The organism is Mesorhizobium sp. M0016, from assembly GCF_040324035.1.
Classification (GTDB): domain Bacteria; phylum Pseudomonadota; class Alphaproteobacteria; order Rhizobiales; family Rhizobiaceae; genus Mesorhizobium.
In genome coordinates this window covers 50,199-66,549 of record NZ_JAMYVM010000009.1, presented here as the reverse complement: position 1 = coordinate 66,549, position 16,351 = coordinate 50,199, and the positions used below count along the sequence as shown (strand labels likewise).

At 62.3% G+C, this 16,351-nt stretch carries 15 protein-coding genes; 8 read left to right on the top strand and 7 right to left on the bottom strand.

Annotation, left to right across the window (positions count from 1 at the left end; genetic code table 11):
• Positions 1-8: 8 nt before the first annotated feature.
• From NKJ88_RS15315 to NKJ88_RS15295, 5 genes are all read right to left on the bottom strand, one after another.
• Positions 9-1,172, bottom strand: coding sequence for a mandelate racemase/muconate lactonizing enzyme family protein (locus tag NKJ88_RS15315; protein WP_352444582.1), 1,164 nt, complete (start codon positions 1,170-1,172; stop codon positions 9-11).
• Between the two features lie 31 nt (positions 1,173-1,203).
• Positions 1,204-2,301 (bottom strand): ABC transporter ATP-binding protein, encoded by a 1,098-nt coding sequence (locus NKJ88_RS15310; protein WP_023729480.1) that lies wholly within the window; start codon positions 2,299-2,301, stop codon positions 1,204-1,206.
• A gap of 124 nt (positions 2,302-2,425) precedes the next feature.
• A complete protein-coding gene (locus NKJ88_RS15305) occupies positions 2,426-3,316 on the bottom strand; it encodes a carbohydrate ABC transporter permease (protein WP_023729478.1) in 891 nt (296 codons plus the stop codon).
• Entirely contained in the window at positions 3,313-4,272 is a 960-nt protein-coding gene (locus NKJ88_RS15300; RefSeq protein ID WP_023824813.1) for a carbohydrate ABC transporter permease, read from the bottom strand. Before NKJ88_RS15300 ends, NKJ88_RS15305 begins: the two co-directional genes overlap by 4 nt.
• A gap of 80 nt (positions 4,273-4,352) precedes the next feature.
• Positions 4,353-5,831 (bottom strand): ABC transporter substrate-binding protein, encoded by a 1,479-nt coding sequence (locus NKJ88_RS15295; protein ID WP_023668101.1) that lies wholly within the window; start codon positions 5,829-5,831, stop codon positions 4,353-4,355.
• Between the two features lie 205 nt (positions 5,832-6,036).
• On the opposite strand from NKJ88_RS15295, the gene NKJ88_RS15290 reads away from it, so the two are divergent.
• The 5 genes from NKJ88_RS15290 to NKJ88_RS15270 are packed head-to-tail and all read left to right on the top strand — an operon-like array spanning position 6,037 to position 10,968.
• Positions 6,037-6,747, top strand: coding sequence for a GntR family transcriptional regulator (locus NKJ88_RS15290; RefSeq protein ID WP_352444579.1), 711 nt, complete (start codon positions 6,037-6,039; stop codon positions 6,745-6,747).
• Between the two features lie 54 nt (positions 6,748-6,801).
• Positions 6,802-7,968 (top strand): mandelate racemase/muconate lactonizing enzyme family protein, encoded by a 1,167-nt coding sequence (locus tag NKJ88_RS15285; protein ID WP_023681194.1) that lies wholly within the window; start codon positions 6,802-6,804, stop codon positions 7,966-7,968.
• A gap of 56 nt (positions 7,969-8,024) precedes the next feature.
• On the top strand, positions 8,025-9,383 hold the full coding sequence (locus NKJ88_RS15280; protein WP_352444577.1) for a mandelate racemase/muconate lactonizing enzyme family protein: 1,359 nt from the start codon (positions 8,025-8,027) through the stop codon (positions 9,381-9,383).
• Between the two features lie 47 nt (positions 9,384-9,430).
• Positions 9,431-9,757, top strand: coding sequence for an NIPSNAP family protein (locus NKJ88_RS15275; protein ID WP_023702115.1), 327 nt, complete (start codon positions 9,431-9,433; stop codon positions 9,755-9,757).
• Between the two features lie 8 nt (positions 9,758-9,765).
• A complete protein-coding gene (locus NKJ88_RS15270; RefSeq protein WP_023824814.1) occupies positions 9,766-10,968 on the top strand; it encodes a mandelate racemase/muconate lactonizing enzyme family protein in 1,203 nt (400 codons plus the stop codon).
• Positions 10,969-11,042: 74 nt separating this feature from the next.
• Here the strand turns inward: NKJ88_RS15270 and NKJ88_RS15265 are convergent, their stop codons facing one another.
• Complete coding sequence (locus tag NKJ88_RS15265) at positions 11,043-11,681, bottom strand: MarR family winged helix-turn-helix transcriptional regulator (RefSeq protein ID WP_023824815.1); 639 nt, start codon at positions 11,679-11,681, stop codon at positions 11,043-11,045.
• Positions 11,682-11,973: 292 nt separating this feature from the next.
• On the opposite strand from NKJ88_RS15265, the gene NKJ88_RS15260 reads away from it, so the two are divergent.
• Together NKJ88_RS15260 and NKJ88_RS15255 are read left to right on the top strand one after the other, a co-directional pair.
• Positions 11,974-13,326 (top strand): MFS transporter, encoded by a 1,353-nt coding sequence (locus NKJ88_RS15260; protein WP_352444575.1) that lies wholly within the window; start codon positions 11,974-11,976, stop codon positions 13,324-13,326.
• 69 nt (positions 13,327-13,395) lie between these two features.
• Positions 13,396-14,232, top strand: a complete 837-nt coding sequence (locus NKJ88_RS15255) for an amidohydrolase family protein (RefSeq protein ID WP_023744515.1) — start codon at positions 13,396-13,398, stop codon at positions 14,230-14,232.
• Positions 14,233-14,287: 55 nt separating this feature from the next.
• Here NKJ88_RS15255 and NKJ88_RS15250 read toward each other — a convergent pair whose 3' ends face one another.
• Positions 14,288-15,073 carry an SDR family NAD(P)-dependent oxidoreductase gene (locus tag NKJ88_RS15250; RefSeq protein ID WP_352444573.1) on the bottom strand — a complete coding sequence of 262 codons (786 nt, stop codon included), beginning with the start codon at positions 15,071-15,073 and terminating at the stop codon, positions 14,288-14,290.
• Positions 15,074-15,156: 83 nt separating this feature from the next.
• On the opposite strand from NKJ88_RS15250, the gene uxuA reads away from it, so the two are divergent.
• Positions 15,157-16,341: a mannonate dehydratase gene (gene uxuA / locus NKJ88_RS15245; RefSeq protein ID WP_352444571.1), complete on the top strand. Its 1,185-nt coding sequence runs from the start codon at positions 15,157-15,159 to the stop codon at positions 16,339-16,341.
• Positions 16,342-16,351 lie beyond the last annotated feature (10 nt).

Sequence of the window (16,351 nt, the reverse complement as noted above, 5' to 3'; positions counted from 1 at the left end):
AAAGGGGACTACCAGTTCGTAACAGACCCGTCGCGGCGCCTGAGGTGAGGCGCTTCCCAGAAACGAAAAGCCTCCGCCTGGACCGCCGCTTCGTTGACCTCGACGCCGAGGCCCGGCAGGTCGCTGACCGGATAGTCGGCACCGTCAAGCCGTGGCTGCACGGGGAAGAAGTCGGAATTGTCGAAGCCCAGCTTCGTCTCGGGTTCCCTGGTCTCGAGCCACGCGAAGTTGGGTACGGCGGCGGCGAGATGCAGGGTCGCGGCCGTGCACACCGGACCAAGCGGATTGTGCGGCATCAGGTCGACATAGTGCGCCTCGCTCCAGCCAGCGACCTTCATCGCCTCGGTAAGCCCGCCGACATTGCAGACATCAAGCCGGTTGAACTGATGGATGCCGCGCTCAATGTAGGGCAGGAACTGCCACTTGCTGGCAAATTCCTCGCCGGTGGCAAACGGGATGTCGGTCATCCTGCGCAGGGATTCGTAGGCTTCAGGTGTCTCGTCTCGTATCGGCTCCTCGAGGAAATCCAGCACGCCGCGGCCGAGCTTGTTGCAGAAGCTCGCCGCCTCTGCCACCGACAGCCGATGATGATAGTCGATGCCGAGAACGACGTCGTCGCCAAGCGCCTCGCGCGCCTTGTTCAGCATGCTCGCGGTAGCGCCGATCGACTCGCGGGGTTCGAAGATGTCCCTGCTGCTTTGCCCTGCGGGGAAGAAGCGGATCGCCTGCCACCCCCGTGCGCGCAGCTCCCGGGCTCGTTCGATGGCGACGTCGCCCTCGGCCTCGTCTCCGGTCGAGGCGAAGGTGGGGATGCGGTCGCGCTGCTTGCCGCCCAGCAGTTCGTAGACAGGCACCCCCAGCGCCTTGCCCTTGATGTCGTGCAGGGCGACGTCGATGGCGGAAATCGCCGCCTGCAGAACGCGCCCGCCTTCGAAGTACTGGCTGCGATATGTCTCCTGCCAGATCCGCCCGATCTGCATCGGGTCGCGGCCGATGAGAAACTCGCGATAATGCTCGACCGCGCCGGCAACGGCCTTTTCGCGCCCGCTCAAGCCGCTCTCGCCCCAGCCGAAGACGCCTTGGTCGGTCTCGATCTTGACGAGCATCTGATTGCGCGTTCCAACCCACACAGGATAGGGTTTGATCGCGGTGATCTTGAGCTTTTCAGCCATCCCCAACGTTCCCAATGAACCCCGTCTTGTCTCAGCCGGCCTTGAGGGCCAGTTCAGTTTCGCCATCGAACAAATGCAGCCGCTCCTGGTCGAACTCGAGCCAGATCTGCTCGTCAGGTGCGACCGCGATGTTGGGGGACACGCTGATGTTGACGATGGCGCCTGACAGCAACGCCTGCACAAAGGTGACGTCTCCGGTCGGCTCCACTGTATAGGCCTTGGCCGGGACGCTGCCTGGCACCGCGCTCTTGTGCAGCCTGATGGTCGAGTGACGTGCGCCGAGCACGACTTTCCTCGACGTTGCCCCCGCAACCTTCCGGGCGTTGAGCGGCGAGAGCTCAAGGCTCCAGCCCTCCGCGCCGGTCAACGCAGTGTTGCCGTTTGCTGTCGATGCCTCCAGTGGAACAAGGCTCATCGCCGGGCTGCCGATGAAGCTGGCGACGAACATGTTCACCGGATGGGCAAAGACCTGCGCCGGAGAATCGTATTGCAACAGGTAGCCGCCGTTCATCACCGCCATCTTGTCGGCCATGGTCACGGCTTCGAGCTGGTCGTGCGTGACATAGATGATGGTCGCCTTGAGGTCCTGGTGGAAGCGCTTGATCTCCGAGCGCATCTGGACGCGCAGTTTGGCGTCGAGGTTGGAGAGCGGCTCGTCCATGAGGAAAACGGCAGGGTCGCGGACGAGGGCGCGCCCCAAGGCGACACGTTGCTGCTGCCCGCCTGAAAGTTCGCGCGGCTTGCGCTCGAGCAGGTGCGTCATGTCGAGCACGCGCGCCGCTTCCTTGACCTTCCTGTCGATCTCGTCCCTGGGCAGCTTGCGCATCTGCAGCGGGAACGCCAGGTTCTTGTAGACCGATTTCTGCGGGTAGAGCGCGTAGTTCTGGAACACCATCGCGATGTCCCGGTCCTTGGGGTCGAGGTCGTTGACCACGCGGTCGCCGATGACGATGTCGCCCGATGTGACCGGGATCAATCCCGCGACAAGATTGAGCGTGGTTGTCTTGCCGCAGCCCGAAGGGCCGACGAGCGCAACGAACTCGCCGTCATTGACCGTCAGCGAAACGTCGTTGACAGCTTTGAAGCCGCCATAGGTCTTGACGAGATCTCTCAGGACCACGTGGGCCATCGGCAACTCCCTACGGCATGATGCCGAAAAGTGTGAAGCGGTTTTCGGACGACATCATGCTCTATCTCTTTGATTTAGAGGCGGATTCAGATTTGAGGTCGAACAGACCTGAAATCATCCGGCTCTAGTGTTTGACCGCGCCTTCTGTAAGGGCGCGTACGAAGTATCGTTGCAGGAGGAGGAACAGCACCACGACGGGCACGCTCATCATGAAGCTGGCCGCCATCAGGCCCGGAAAGTCCGTCGTATTCTCCGAGAAGAAACGCTGTATGCCGACCGGCAGGGTCAACTGCTCGTTCTTGGAAAGGAAGGTGTAGGCATAGATGTACTCGTTCCAGGCGCCAATGAAGGAATAGATAGCTGTGGCGATGATTCCGGGCGTCGAGAGAGGCATCACGATCAGGATGAAGGCCTGGAACCGGGTCGCCCCATCGATCCGCGCCGCCTGCTCGAGCTGCACCGGAATGTTGTCGTAAAAGCCCTTGAGCAGCCAGATCGCCAGCGGCAGGCCGAAGGTGAGATAGGTGAGAATGAGCGAGCCATGCGTGTTCACCAGCCCGATCGCGCGCATCAGGATGAAGAGCGGCACGAGAAAGATCACCGCCGGGAACATGTTGCGCAAAAGCACGGTGAAGAACAGGAAGTTTCGTCCGGGGAAACGAAAGCGCGAAAAGGCGTAGGCCGCAGGAACGGCCACGATCACCGAAAGGATTGTGGTGACCGTGGACACGTAGAGGCTGTTCCAGAAAAAACGCAGGAAGTCCTGGCCGACGCTGTTTTGCGGATCGAGCAGCTTCTGGTAGCTGGCCAGGGTAGGCTCTTCCGGCCACCATTGCGGCGGGAACTGCATCGCCGCGAAGCCGGACTTGATCGAGGTGATCAGCATCCAGATCATCGGCAACGCGGTGTAAAGCAGCATGAACACGAGGAAGATGCGCCCGGCCCAACGCCATCCGTCGATGCGCATGCGGCGCCGGGCCGGACGTTGAGGGACTGTCTCGACGATCGTGCTCATGCGCTCCCCTCTTTGCGCTCGTTGCCGGCCAGCGCACGGACGTAGAAGTAGCCCAGCACCATCAGCATGAGGAACAGGAGTACCGAATAGGCCGATGCGACACCCCATCGCTGCCGGCCGAAGGCGAGCTCATAAATGTGGGTGATCCAGATGTGCGAAGCGTTCGACGGCCCGCCACCGGTCATGATCCACGGGATGATGAAGGAATTGAAATTGGCCACTGCGAGCAGCAGGATCGTCACCGTCGAGACGTTGCGCAGATGCGGGAAGGTGACGTGCCAGAAACGCTGCCATGCATTGGCCCCGTCGACTTCCGCGGCGCGCAGCAACTGGTCGGGGACCGTCTGCAAACCGGCCATCATCATGATCATGGCAAACGGAAACTCGCGCCAGATATTGACGACGATCAAGGAGGGCAGCACCGTGCTGACGTTGTCGATGAAGTTCGGCGGCCGGTCAGCCAATCCGAGGCCGACCAGCACCGCGCCGATGATGCCGAAGTCCGAATGGTAGATCCACTTCCAGATATAGGAGGCGGCAACCGCGCTGATGACCCAGGGAATGATCAGGATAGCGCGCAGGACACCCCGGCCGATAAACTCGCGGTGGAGGGCCAGCGCGGCGGCAAATCCCAAGGCAAAGGCAACGAAGGTAGATGCGATCGTCCAGATCAGGGTGTTCAAGGTGACTTTCCAGAACACCTGACTGGTCAGGATGGCCGTGTAGTTGTCTAATCCGATGAAGGTCTTGTCGCGGAGCTGCAGGCCAGGCGGCGTCTTAAAGAACGACAGCTCGACCGTGTAGTAGATCGGATAGGCGATGACGATGAGCATCACGGCGATCGCTGGAAGCACGTATGCGTAGTCGGCGCGATGCTCCCAGATATTCCGCAGCACCCCGGAGCTACCGGATTGCAATCTTCGGCGAGCCTCGGCCTTCCCGGTCACGATCGTCACGATGGCGTGCCCTTGTTCTTCGGAGCAAAGCGGCTGCACGCACTATCGGCACAGCCGGTCGGATCGCAGGTCAGCCCGGACTAGAGTCCGTCCATCAGGTTCTTCACCTTCTCGGCCGCGTCGTCCGCTGCCTGGTCGACGGTCATCGCTCCGGTCAGGGCGTTCTGCAGCATGTCCGGGACGATGATATTCATGATCTCGGGGGATTGCGGCAGCGCCGGAAACGGAATGCCGTATGGCAACATCGAGGTCGTGACATCGAGGAACTTGATGTTGTCCAGACGTTCCTTCATCCATTTGGTCTTGAAGCCGTTGAGGTTGCCTGGGTTCGAGCCGGCATACGCCATCTTCAACGACCATTCAGGGCTCGTCCACATGCAGATGATGGCCTTTGCGGCCGGCTCGTCCACCTTGCCGCCCTCGACATATTCGGGCTTCAGGATGTGAATGTTCGAGCCACCAAACACGACCGCCCGCTTGCCGTCGGGGCCGGTCGGAATCAGGCCATAGCGCATGTTGTCGATGACGGTCTGCGCCTTGTCCTTGTCGGCGCCCGTTGCCTTCTTCTGCAGGTCGAGCATGACGTTATAGTCGGACGGGTGCGAGACCATCATGCCGAGTTGGCCGGCGACGAACAGGGGCTGGTTATCGGCCTGCTGGTTGGTGAGGGCCGAAACCGGAACCGACTTGTCGCGAACATACATGTCGTAGGAGGCTTGCAACGCCGCCTTGCTCTGCGGGCTATTGAGCTCGACCTCCTTATAGGTCGGGTTCGCGGAGGCTTCGTCGAAGACACCGCCGCCATAGGCCCATAGCTGCGGCATGAAGCGGTACGGCGTGTTGCCGGCGTTCTTGCGCGCCACGAGGCCGTAGCCGGCAATGCCGAGCTTGTCATGGATCTGCTTGGAATATTTGACGACGTCGTCCCAGGTAGCCGGAGCCTTGTCCGGATCGAGGCCCGCACGCTTGAAAATGTCGGCGTTCCAGATGAACGCCATCGTCTCATTGTTGGTGGGAATGCCGTAGGTCACGCCATCCCAGGTTACCGCCTTCATGGCGCCGGGCCAGAAATCCTCTGTGGGATAGCCCACATCTTCCGGCTTGAGCGGCTGCAGATAACCCTTCGAGGCGAACTCGGTTCCGCCCAGGATTTGCAGGCGGACCGCCATCGGCGCGGCGTTGCCCAGCAGCGCCGTGCGGAATTTGTCGAGAAGGTCGTTGTAGGTGAGGGCCTGATCCTCGAGCTGGATGTTCGGATAGGTCTTGCGGAACGTCTCGAAGAAATCCTTGTAGTACTGACGCAGCAGGTCGGGGTCGCCCTCGAACACGCCCTGATACCAGAACGTCAGTCGCCCTTTGTAGTCGAGCGGGGTGACCTTGCCGCAATCGGCGGCCGTGTCGAAATCCTGTGTGCCGGCGATGGAGCGCACATATTCCGGCGACCACTTGCTCAAATCGACTGGCGGCGAACCCAGCGCCGATCCCGACATGAGCGACGCCATCAAAGCAGTGGCGACAGTGCCGCGCAGGACGGCACCGCCGAGTGTAATCCTCGTCATAGTATCCTCCCAGATTCTCCCATGCCGCTGTGCGCCAAGGGGCTCGTCCGACCGTGCGGGATGCGTCCTTCTGCTCAATGTATCCCTTCGATCATCTGGTACGTTTTCAGATCGTGGATTGCCTGTCAACGCACCCGATCGTACATTGTTTGCAAAACGCGTGTATGATATCGAGCATGCGATGTACTAATCGGGGGAGCCGGCTTTGGCCGAAACAAGTGATTTCAAAGCAGAGCCACCCGTGGGGATTGATCCCATCGGGGCGTCCAGCGAGGGCGCCTCGCTTTATGAGCTGATCCGGGAAGACATCATCGAGGGACGGCTCGCCGCCAACGAACGGCTTGTGGTCACCGATCTCGCCCGGCGTCACGGCACCTCGACCAACCCCGTACGCGAGGCGCTGCAGCTGTTGCGAGGGGAGGGCTTCGTCACCTTTGTCGCCAACCGTGGCGCGCGCGTCCGGCCCATAGACCAGGATTTTATCCGGGATATCTACGAGATCGGAGTCCTGATCGAGCCGGCCCTGACGCGATGGTTCGTGAACATGGCGACCGGCGAGGACATCGCCGAACTCGAACGCATCCAGGCTCTGATCGAAGAGAACAACTTCACCGACACATTGCGGCACAGTGAACTGGATACCGCCTTCCACACCGTGATGTACCAGCGCCACTACAACCGCCATGCCGCCGAGCTTTGGTGGAAGCATCGCGAAGTGCTGCGAGCCGTGAGCCGGCGTTTCAATTTCACGCTCGCGCGGCGGGCCGCCATTATGCGTGAACACCGCGAGCTCATCGCGCATATCAGAGCGGGAAATGCCGACGAGGCGGCCGAACTCATTTCCCGCCATGTCGAGGGTTCCGGTCGGCACGTCCTCGAACAGATGCGTGCGCGCAATGCCGCTCGGGCCGGATAGAGTTTCCAGCCCAGAACATCATTGGTCCAGCCATCAGACAGAGGTAGTTGAGAGATGAAAATCACGAGCGTTCGGCCGTGGCTGATCAAGTCCGATGCTTCCTATTGGGGAGAGTTCCTGTTCGTCGAGGTGACGACCGACGAAGGGGTGAGTGGCTGGGGGGAAATCACCACCACCACAAGGCTCGCCAACCGCGCGCTGTGCACGATCCTGCGGCAGATCGGTGTTGCCGTCACAGGTGAGGATCCGGCGCGCATCGAGCATCTCTGGCACAAGATTTTCCGCAGCTTCACCTATATGGGCAGCCGCGGCGCCGCAGTCGAATGCGTGAGCGCTATCGACATAGCGCTCTGGGACATTCGCGGCAAAGTTCTAGGCAAGCCGATCTACGAGCTGCTGGGCGGACCGGTGCGCGATGAAATCGCGCTCTATACCCATCCCAACCAGGCCAAGTTTACCAGCAAGGAGGCTGTGGTCCGCGAAATTCGAGACATCGTCGAATCCGGACACACCGGGCTGAAGTTCGATCCTTTCCCCCACCAGGGCCGCATCGCCGATGGCTTGGCGCGCGAACAGCGGGACGGCTACCTCGATGGCAGCATGACCCGCAAGGACGAGCGCGAGGCTGCCGAACTAACGGCTTTGATCCGTGAAACGGCGGGGCCCGATGTCGACATTCTCATCGACGCGCATGGCCGCTTCGACGTCCCCACCGCCATTCGCCTCTGCCGAAGCCTCGAGGAAGCCGGCCAGATCGACTGGTTCGAGGAGCCATGCCCGCCAGAAAGCCTCAATGCTCTCAAGCAAGTGCGTGAGAAGGTCAGTGCCGCCATCTCGTGGGGCGAGCGCGGCCACACCAAATGGGATTTCGTGCCGGTGCTCGAGAACAGGCTTGCGGACTACATCATGCCGGACGTTACCTGGACCGGCGGCATTACCGAACTGAAGAAGATTTCCGCCCTGTGCGAAGCCTACTACATCCCGGTCTCGCCCCATGACGCCGCGGGACCGATCAATGTGGTTGCGGGAGCGCAGGTGATGATGACGGTTCCCAACTTCTACAAGCTCGAAACGTCGGAGTGGAACCTGGACAAATATAATCACCTCATCGACGAGCCACTCGATGTCTCGAACGGCAGCCTCAAGCTGGCGTCGAAGCCGGGTCTCGGTGTCGAGATGAACCGAGACTACCTGCAGGCCCACGAGATAGAGCTTGGCTAGCAACGCTTATGCAGGCCGGGGGTGCGGGGCGCCACCAATCAGAACGAGGATAAGCCATGGCAAAGACGGGTAGCGCCGGCGAGGCGCTCAATCGGGTAAATACGAACTCCAGGCCGAGCGACCTGCGCATCACCGACCTGCGCGTTGCCGAGATCGTCGGCGCGCCGTTCACCTCCGCGCTGGTCAAGATCTACACCAACCAGGGCATTGTCGGCCTGGGCGAAGTGCGCGACGGCGCCAGCGCGACCTATGCGCTGATGCTGAAGAGCCGGTTGCTGGGCGAGAACCCTTGCGACGTCGACCGGCTGTTCCGCCGCATCAAACAATTTGGCGGCCATGGGCGGCAAGGTGGCGGTGTCTCGGCAATCGAGATCGCGCTTTGGGACCTCGCCGGCAAGGCGTATGGCGTGCCGATCTACCAGATGCTGGGAGGACGGTTTCGCGACAAGGTGCGTGTCTATTGCGACACCGACGCGGACAAGCCCAGCGGCACCGAGACCGGAAAGCGGCTCAAGGCGCGGATGGATCTCGGTTTCACCTTCCTCAAGATGGATCTCGGTCTGGCGCAGATTTCGCACATATCGGGCGCAGTGGTGGCGCCGGCCGGCGTGCTCGACGGTTTCCGCAGCCATGCCGCGCGCGGTCCGGCACGCACGCTGGACGAGCGCCGGGCGCGTAATGCCGCCTATGACGCGCAAAACGTGCCGCATCCCTTCACCGGCCTCCACTTCACCGAAAAGGGCATCGACCTGCTCGACCAATATATCCACGAGGTCCGCGAGGTGATCGGCTACGAGGTTCCGCTCGCCATCGACCATGTCGGCCACATCTCGCTGCAGGACGGCATCCGTCTGGCCCGGCGGATCGAGAAATACGCACCGGCCTGGCTCGAGGACGTGATCCCCTGGCAGTACACCGAGCAGTATCGGCAGTTGCAGCAGGCGACCTCGGTGCCGATCTGCACGGGTGAGGACATCTACCGCAAGGAAGGCTTCGAGCCGCTGCTCAACGCCGGCATCTCGGTCATCCATCCGGATCTGCTGACCACCGGCGGCATTCTCGAGACCAAGAAGATCGGCGACGCGGCGCAGGAGCATGGCGTCGCCATGGCCATTCACATGGCGGAAAGCCCGATCGCGGCAATGGCCGCCGCGCATGTCGCGGTGGCGACGGAAAACTTCATGGCGCTCGAATATCACAGCGTCGAAGTCGACTGGTGGGACGATATCGTCACCGGCCTGCCCAAGCCGCTGGTCAAGGACGGCTTCATCACCGTGCCCGACAAGCCTGGTCTGGGCATCGACGACATCGTCGACGAAGTGATCAGCCAGCACCTGCAGCCCGGCGTCACCGGCATCTGGCAACCGACCGATCACTGGGACGACGAATACTCCTGGGACCGCACCTGGAGCTGACTCTACACTTCTCTCCTCGGAGGGAGAGGTGAACAGAAGGATGGACCATGATCTACGAACTTCGCATTTACGACTGCGTGCCGGGCCAGCTGCCGGCGCTGCTCAAGCGTTTCAACGACCATACCTTGGCGCTGTGGGACAAGCACGGCATCCGCCAAGCCGGGTTCTTCACCACGGTGGTCGGCGAAAGCAGCAATCGACTGACCTATTTCATCGCCTGGGAATCCCTTGCCGAGCGCGAAGTGAAATGGAAGGCCTTCACCACCGATCGGGCATGGCTCGAGGCCCGCGACGAGTCTGAGCGCGATGGCCCGATCCTGGCCAATATTTCCAGCCAGTTTCTCGCGCCAACCGCCTTCTCGTCGGTGAAATAGAGGACATCATGAAGATCACCGATCTCAGGTGCGCCGTCATCGGCAGGCACCCCATCGTGCGCATCGTCACCGACGAAGGCCTCCATGGCCTCGGCGAGGTCGAGTACACCAAGCCTTATCTGAAACCCTGGGTGCTGCATTTCCGCGACGCGCTGATCGGCGAGGATCCGACGGATGTGGAACGTTGCATGCTGAAGATCCGTCAGCGCGGTTCGTTCAAGCCCTATGGCGCCGCCGTCAGCGCCATCGAGCACGCTCTGTGGGACATCGCCGGCAAGGCCGCCGGCGTCCCGGTCTACAAGCTGCTTGGCGGCAAGGTGCGCGACAAGGTTCGGGTCTATAACGGTTCCATCCGCAAGAAGCGCACCGGCGACAGGCCGGAGGATTACGCGGCCGACGTCAAATGGATGATGGAGCGGCCGGAAAACTTCTTCATGGTCAAGCAAGGCATCAGCTTTCATTCCAACATGAAGACCAGCGTCCCCGACTTCCACTACGGCGTGCGTCAGCCGCCGACCTATCACGGCGCGATGGACCAGGGGCAGATCAGCGAGCGCGGCATGGCGCATATGATCGAATGCGTCATCGCCATGAAGGAGGTGCTCGGCGACACGGTCTCGCTGGCGCTGGATTGCGGCCCCGGCTGGTTCCTGCCCGACGCCATCCGCTTCGCGCGGGCCGTCGAAAAATACAATCTGATGTGGCTGGAGGACATGTTGACCGGCGACTATGTGCCGTGGGTCAACCCGCAAGCCTACCGCGAACTCACCACATCGACGTCCACGCCCATCCACACCGGAGAGCAGATCTATCTGCGTCATAATTTCAAGGAACTGATCGAGACGCAGGCGGTTCGCGTCATCGGTCCGGATCCCGCCGACATCGGCGGCATCGCCGAGCTCAAATGGGTGGCCGAGCACGCCTACATGCACTCGATCATGATGGCGCCGCACGGCACGGCGAACGGTCTGCTGGGCCTCGGTGCGCTGATCAATGTCTGCGCCACGCTGCCGGCCAACTACATCGCCTTCGAATATCCCAGCGCCTCCGACCCCTGGTGGGAGGACATCGTCATCGGCCTGCCCAAGGGGCAGATCGTCAGGGACAGCATGGTGGATCTGCTCGAAGCCCCGGGACTCGGCCTCGACATCGATGCCAAAGCGGCGAAGAAATACCTGGCGGAAGAGGACGCCGGTTTCTTCGGCCGATAACGATCCTACGCGACCTGAGCGTCAAGGGCTATCGAAGGGCTCGCATACATGGGTGAGCGTCCACGCCGTGCCGCCTATTTCGTTTCGGGCAGCATCTCGTCCATCAACTGCTTGACGGCGTCGGCGGATCTTTTCATCCCGGCTTCGTCCATGACCCATCCCGCGAAACGTTCCAGCAAGGTGGCGAACGTTACCAGCTCCTGCTCATCCCATTGTGCCAGCGATCCGGCGAAAATCCGCCATTTGGTCTGGCGCACCGCCGCCACCAAGCGCTCGCCCTTGGGGGTGAGTTTGAGGCGGATGCGCCGGGCATCGCGTTGCGATGCGACACGGCATGCATAGCCGCGCTCGACGAGGTCGGCCGAGATGCGGCTGGCGCGCGACGGGTCGATCTCGAGGCGCTCGGCGATGAGGCCAACCGTCACCTCGTCCTGCTGGTTATCGCTGAAAACCGGATTGTTCGCGATGGCGCCGATCGCATCGAGATGGCTCACTTCCAGCGAAGGGTCTACGCGCGCCAGGATCATGCGGCCGAAGTCGCGGCGCTGGATCGAGCGGCGCACCTTGCCCATCACCGCATCGATGGCGGCCACGGCCTCGGCCGCCGGTTCGGACAGGCCGCTGCCGCGCGCCAGATCGGCGAGATCCCGGTCGCCGCGCGTCTGGAACAGGGCTGGAAATCGATCCGGATTGCCGGATGCGTTGATGCTCATCCCACAGCGCGTTAGCAATAATATATGCTCGTGTCAATTATATGCTACGCGCACATATCTGGTTGACACCTCTCGGCTGTGGGCACATAAATCGCGCCCAAGCTACGGAGACACCGATGACTGTCGAGCAGACGCTGCCGAATGCAGCGCCCGTTGAGGCCGAAGCCAGGCCCGACCTTACGACCTTGATCGTCTATTTCGGCGCGTTGGTCGCGATGTTCATGGCCACCATCGATATGCAGATCGTCGTCACCGCCTTGCCAACATCGCGGGCGAACTCGGCAATCTGCGTTTGTTCGGCTGGGTCGGTGCCGCCTACCTGCTCTCGACCGCCGCGGTATCGCCATTCTACGGCAAGCTTGGCGACATGTATGGCCGCAAGAATGTCGTGCTGACGGCGATCGGCCTGTTCCTGCTGGGCTCGCTGGTCTGCGGCATGGCATGGTCGATGGAGAGCTTGATCGCCGCGCGCGTGCTGCAGGGTATCGGCGGGGGTGGGTTGATGGTTTCGGCCTTCGCCATGATCGGCGAACTGTTTTCGCCGCGCGACCGCGCCAAATATCAGGGCTACAGTTCGGCGGTGTTCGCGCTGTCGTCGGTGCTCGGCCCGCTGGCCGGCGGCTACATCACCAGCCTGTTCGGCTGGCGTTGGGTGTTCCTGGTCAATTTGCCGATAGGGATCATCGTGCTGGCGGTGCTGGCCTTCGCCATGCGCAGCCGGTTCAACGAAAAGCGGCACCGCATCGACTATCTCGGCGGCGTGCTGCTCGCCACCGGCACGACGGCGATCGTCTATTGGGGCTATCATGTGCTCGACCCCAGCGGGCCGGACCTGCTCACCTTCGTATTGCCACTCCTCGCGCTGGTCGCCATCACCTTGTTCATCATGGTGGAGCGCCGGGCCGAAGAGCCGATCGTGCCGTTGCGGCTGTTCGGCAATTCGACGGTCAGCATTGTCTCGGGCGTGTCGCTGGTCGCCGGAACGGTGACGCTGGGCATGTTCTTCTATTTGGCCCTCTACATGCAGACGCTGACGGGTCTCAGCCCGGCCGAAGTCGGCTTCCTGTTCCTGCCGGCGTCGCTGACATCGATGGTCATCTCGATCGTCGCCGGGCGGGTAATTGCCGCAACCGGACGCTACAAATGGATGCCGGTGGTCGCCATGGGTATTGGCGGGTTTCTGATGCTGGGCTTTGTCCTCACCAACCAGCACACGCCGATCTGGGTGCTGGCGACGATGATGGCTGTGTTCGGCATCAGCATGGGCCTGCAGTTCCAGGTGCTGATCGTGGCGATCCAGGCGGCAGCACCGCTGCAGGATATCGGCGCGGTGACGTCGCTGATCACCCAGGCGCGGACGCTCGGAGCATCGCTCGGACTGGCGCTGAATGGCGCGGTGATGATCTGGGCGCTGAACCGGCAGACAGCCGAGCTTCCTGCAGACGCCGCCGCCCGGCTGCCGGGTGGCCTGAACGGGTTGACGCCGCACCTCGCATCGAGCCTGCCGGGCGCGATCCGCGAAGTGGTGCTCGACCATTACTCCAGTGGCTTCAACGTGATGTTCATCTGGGTGGCGGCGCTCTATTTCGTCGCCATGGGGCTGACGCTGCTGCTCGAGGACAAAGAGATCCCGAAGCGGGCCTGAGCCAAAGCTTGTGTCATGCGCTGGGTTTAGGCATTTGGCGATGATCTGAAATCACCGAGGAGGACAGCCATGATCATCGACACTCATCTGCACCTGATCGACCTGTCGGCGCTGCGCTATCCCTGGCTCAGCCGCGAGCCGGCGCTCAACCGCGATTTCCCGCACGCAGAATATGCGATCCAGGCCCGCCGGGCCGGCATCGAGGCCGCGCTGCATATGGAGGTCGACGTCGATGAAGCCGACATCCAGGCCGAGACCAGCCATGTGAAGGCGCAGTCGCTGGAGAAGGGCAGTCTGTTGCGCGGGGCGATCGCCTCCTGCCGCCCGGAGGAGGCCGGTTTCGCCGCCTATCTCGAGCGCCAGCAGGCCGATCCCTTCGTCAAGGGGTTCCGTCGCGTGCTGCACGTCATGCCGGACGAGCTTTCGGACAGCGCGCTGTTTCGCGAAAACATCAAGCGGCTTGCCGGCACCGGCCTGACCTTCGACCTCGTCGTGCTGCCGCATCAGATTCCGCTAGCGATTGCGCTTGCCGATCTCGCGCCGGACGTACAGTTCGTGCTCGACCATTGCGGTGTGCCCGACATCAAGGGCAGCAACGAGCATCCGTGGCGCGAGCATATGACCGAGATCGCGCGGCGTCCCAATGTTATCGGCAAGATCTCCGGCGTCGTCGCCTATGCCGATGCCGGCTCATGGACCGTCGAGACCTTGCGCCCCTATGTCGAACACACGATCGGCTGCTTCGGCTGGGACCGCGTCGTGTGGGGCAGCGACTGGCCGGTGTGCACGCTTGGCGGTGGCCTTGCGACCTGGGTGACAGCGACGCATGCGCTGATCGCGGGAGCCAGTCCCGACGAACGGGCGAAGCTGCTTTCGGGCAATGCCAGGCGGACGTGGAAGCTATAGAGGCGGTACATAGCGCTCGAGATCGCCGGCAAGCGTGCAGAGCACGATCAGTGCTCTATCTGACGCCGATGCCGGCGGTCAGTCCGCCATCAATCCTGTAGTCCGCGCCGGTGCAGAAGCCGGCCTTCGACGAGCAAAGGAAGGCGATGAGTTCCGCCACTTCCTCCGGTTCGCCGATGCGGCCGAGCGGATGCGCCGCGCCGAAGCGCTTGTAGGCCTCTTCGACATCGGCATCGCTGCCGCCGTCGCCGCGCGCGGCCTTCTCCAGGATCAGCGTGCGGATCGAGCCCGGGCTGACCGAATTCACCCGGATGCCTGATGCCGCATAGTCGAGCGCTAGCGAGCGGGTCAGCGTGTGGATGGCCCCTTTGGTCGTGGCATAGGCGGCGACGTTCTGCTGGCAGGCAAAACCCTGCACCGAGGCGACGTTGACGATGGCGCCGCCACCGCGCTTGATCATTTCCGGGATACCGAAATGGGCGGTCAGGTAGATCGAGCCGACATTGACCGTCATTGCCCGGTTCCAGCTTTCCCAGTCGGTGGTCGTCGCGGTGCCATAGGGATGGACGGCGGCCGAGTTGACGATGACATCCAGACCGCCGAACCTGGCGACGCCAGCCGCCACCGCGTCGCGCACCTGGTCGGAGACGGACACATCGGTGTCGATGACCAGCACCGCGGCACCAGCACTTTCCAGTTGCGCTTTCATCGCCGCATTGGCGGTGCGGTCGATGCCGCAGGCGATGATTGCGGCGCCACCGGCCGCAAGGCGCTTGGCGGTTGCCAGGCCAATGCCGGTCGTTCCCGTCACCAGGGCGACCTTGCCGTCGAAATCCGTCATTTTTAAAAACTCCTCCATTTTCTATCGACTCCCATCGCGGTCCAACAATAAGTTGCCAACCTCTCGCAGAAGGAAAGCCGAAAATGGAACAATGCTGGCGCTGGTATGGACCCGACGACCCGGTGACGCTCGATCATGTCAAGCAGGCGGGCGCCACCGGCGTGGTCTCGGCGCTTCACCATATCTATGACGGCCGGGCGTGGCCTGAGGCCGAAGTGCTCGAACGCAAGCGCATCATCGAGGAAGCCGGACTGACCTGGTCGGTCGTCGAGAGCATTCCGGTCCACAATTCCTTCAAGATCGGTGCGCCGGAACGCGAGCGCTATGCCGGCTACTATCGCGATTCGATCCGCGCGCTGGCCAGGGCCGGCATCGCCACGATCTGCTACAATTTCATGCCGGTGGTGGACTGGACCCGCACCGATCTAGCCTACCGTCTGCCGACGACAGGCTACGCCCTGCGTTTCGACGCGATCGATTTCGCCGCCTACGATCTGTTCGTGTTGAAGCGCAAGAACGGTGCGGCAAGCTATACGCCGGCGCGTATTGCGCAGGCGGAAGCGCGGCTGAAGGAATTGTCGCCTGAGAGGATGGACCAGATCGAGCGCAACCTGATCGCCGGCCTGCCGGCGACAGAGCGCAAGTATGACCGCGACAGTTTTCGCGAGGCGCTTGCGGACTATGACGGGATCGGGCCGAAGGAGTTGCGCGACAACCTCGCGTGGTTCCTGCGCGAGATTATTCCGGTGGCCGAAGAGGAGGGGGTGCGCATGTGCATTCACCCCGACGATCCGCCGTTCTCGCTCTACGGCCTGCCGCGCGTCGTTTCGACCGCCGAGGATGCACGTTTCATTCTCAATGCCGTCGACAGCCAGGCCAATGGGCTGACGTTCTGTACCGGGTCCTACGGCACGCGCGCCGACAACGACATCGTCGCCATGGTCAAGGAATTCGCCGACCGCATCCACTTCGCCCATCTGCGCAACATCACCATCGAGGATGACGGCTCGTTCTACGAGGCCGAGCATCTCGAGGGCGGCACCGACATGGCGCATGTCATTCTGGCGCTGATGCAGGAGGAGGCGCGCCGCCGCAAGGAGGGCCGCGCCGACTGGCAAATCCCGATGCGGCCGGACCATGGCCACCTGCTCGCCGACGATATCGGCAAGACAAGGATCAATCCCGGCTACTCGCTGATCGGCCGCCTGAAGGGCTTGGCCGAATTGCGCGGCATCATGCGGGCCGTGGAAACGTTTGGGCTGGCTTGAAGGGGCAACG

Excerpts from the sequence above, each read along its gene's own strand:
- NKJ88_RS15315 (WP_352444582.1), bottom strand. The coding sequence starts at position 1,172 with ATGGCTGAAAAGCTCAAGATCACCGCGATCAAACCCTATCCTGTGTGG.
- NKJ88_RS15310 (WP_023729480.1), bottom strand. The coding sequence starts at position 2,301 with ATGGCCCACGTGGTCCTGAGAGATCTCGTCAAGACCTATGGCGGCTTC.
- NKJ88_RS15305 (WP_023729478.1), bottom strand. The coding sequence starts at position 3,316 with ATGAGCACGATCGTCGAGACAGTCCCTCAACGTCCGGCCCGGCGCCGC.
- NKJ88_RS15295 (WP_023668101.1), bottom strand. The coding sequence starts at position 5,831 with ATGACGAGGATTACACTCGGCGGTGCCGTCCTGCGCGGCACTGTCGCC.
- NKJ88_RS15285 (WP_023681194.1), top strand. The coding sequence starts at position 6,802 with ATGAAAATCACGAGCGTTCGGCCGTGGCTGATCAAGTCCGATGCTTCC.
- NKJ88_RS15280 (WP_352444577.1), top strand. The coding sequence starts at position 8,025 with ATGGCAAAGACGGGTAGCGCCGGCGAGGCGCTCAATCGGGTAAATACG.
- NKJ88_RS15275 (WP_023702115.1), top strand. The coding sequence starts at position 9,431 with ATGATCTACGAACTTCGCATTTACGACTGCGTGCCGGGCCAGCTGCCG.
- NKJ88_RS15270 (WP_023824814.1), top strand. The coding sequence starts at position 9,766 with ATGAAGATCACCGATCTCAGGTGCGCCGTCATCGGCAGGCACCCCATC.
- NKJ88_RS15265 (WP_023824815.1), bottom strand. The coding sequence starts at position 11,681 with ATGAGCATCAACGCATCCGGCAATCCGGATCGATTTCCAGCCCTGTTC.
- NKJ88_RS15255 (WP_023744515.1), top strand. The coding sequence starts at position 13,396 with ATGATCATCGACACTCATCTGCACCTGATCGACCTGTCGGCGCTGCGC.
- NKJ88_RS15250 (WP_352444573.1), bottom strand. The coding sequence starts at position 15,073 with ATGACGGATTTCGACGGCAAGGTCGCCCTGGTGACGGGAACGACCGGC.
- uxuA (WP_352444571.1), top strand. The coding sequence starts at position 15,157 with ATGGAACAATGCTGGCGCTGGTATGGACCCGACGACCCGGTGACGCTC.